This window comes from Arhodomonas sp. KWT (genome assembly GCF_010993615.1).
Genome location: NZ_WNXE01000415.1, coordinates 1 through 1,532, shown reverse-complemented (window position 1 = coordinate 1,532; position 1,532 = coordinate 1). Strand labels below are relative to the sequence as shown.

Annotated in this window: 2 protein-coding genes; both read right to left on the bottom strand. The window is 68.3% G+C overall.

The genetic code is table 11. The features are described from left to right. On the bottom strand, positions 1-1,013 hold a 1,013-nt coding region (locus G7A99_RS19475), incomplete at its 3' end, for a homoserine O-acetyltransferase (RefSeq protein WP_163143346.1). 192 nt (positions 1,014-1,205) lie between these two features. Further along, positions 1,206-1,532 (bottom strand): YggT family protein (locus G7A99_RS19470; protein ID WP_163143343.1); only part of this gene is annotated, 327 nt, incomplete at its 5' end.

Sequence of the window (1,532 nt, the reverse complement as noted above, 5' to 3'; positions counted from 1 at the left end):
GCGCGCACGATCTCCAGCGAGCGCGCCGGCGGGAAGCGCCAGTCGCTGGTGAACGCCAGCACCAGGAAGCGTGCCTGCACACCGGCGAGCGCCCGGGCGAGATCCCCGCCGTGGGCGGCCGCCGGATCGAAGTAGTCGAGCGCCTTGGTCATGAGCAGGTACGTGTTGGCGTCGAAACGGTTGATGAACGCACGCCCCTGGTAGCGCAGGTAGCTTTCGACCTCGAACTCCACGCCGTAGTGGAAGTCGTAGTCGGGCTTGCCCTCACGCAGGTCGCGGCCGAACTTCTCGTGCATCGCCTCGTCGGACAGGTAGGTGATGTGTCCGAGCATGCGCGCGAGCATCAGCCCGCGGCGGGGCACGGTGCCCATGGCCTGGTAGCGCCCCTCGTGGTAGTCCGGATCACCCCGGATGGCCTGGCGGGCGACCTCGTTGAAGCCGATGTTCTGCGCCGACAGGCGGGGTGCGGCGGCAACAGTCACCGCGTTGGCCAGCCGGTCGGGGTAGTCGATGGCCCACTGCAGGGCCTGCATGCCGCCGAGGCTGCCGCCCACCACCGCCGCCCAGCGATGGACGCCCAGGTGATCGGCGAGCCGTGCCTGGCTGGCGACCCAGTCGTGGACGGTAACCATCGGGAAGTCCGGCCCCCAGGGCTCGCCGGTGGCCGGGTTGACCGTCGCCGGGCCGGTGGAGCCGTGACAGCCGCCGAGGTTGTTGCTGCACACCACGAAGAACCGGTTGGTGTCCACGGGCTTGCCCGGTCCGATGATCGCCTCCCACCAGCCGGGTTTGCTGTCCTCGAGGGTATGGTAGCCGGCGGCGTGGTGGGTGCCCGAAAGGGCGTGGCAGATCAGTACGGCGTTGCTGGCGTCCGCGTTCAGTGTGCCGTAGGTCTCGTAGACGAGCTCGAAGCCGGGCAGCTCGCGCCCGCATTCCAGTGCCAGCGGTTCGTCGAAACGTGCGTGGCGTGGCGCCACCAGGCCGACGGAGTCGGACGGAATGGTCTTCGGCATGGGCTCGCTGCTATCCGGGACAATGCTCGCCGATACTAGGAGTCTGGGCGGCAGAAATCCAGAGGCTGGTCTCGTGCCCCCTTCGGGCGGCATTGAGGTGCCCGACCGGCCGCGTCGCGGTGTCCCCTGGATTGCTGGCGCCCGGACGGCTGGCGGCAGCATCGGGCGGGGCATGCATTGCCCCGCGTGCCATCAGAACAGCGGCGGGGCGATGTGGTTGAGCGGCTGCATCACCAGCATCTTCAGCACCTGGAGCAGGATCAGCGCCACCAGCGGTGACAGGTCGATGCCGCCGATCAGGGGCACGAGCTGGCGTATCGGCCGCAGCACCGGTTCGGTGAGGCTGTAGAGCAGGGTCTGTGCCGGGTGGTACTGACCCGGCTGGATCACCCAGGAGAGGATCGCCTGGGCGATGATGGCGATGAAATAGAGATTGAACAGCAGCGAGAGCAGCTCCGCGGGGGTGCGCACGAGGATGTAGCCGGCCCGCGGCATCACCCCGTAGATGAGCATCACCAG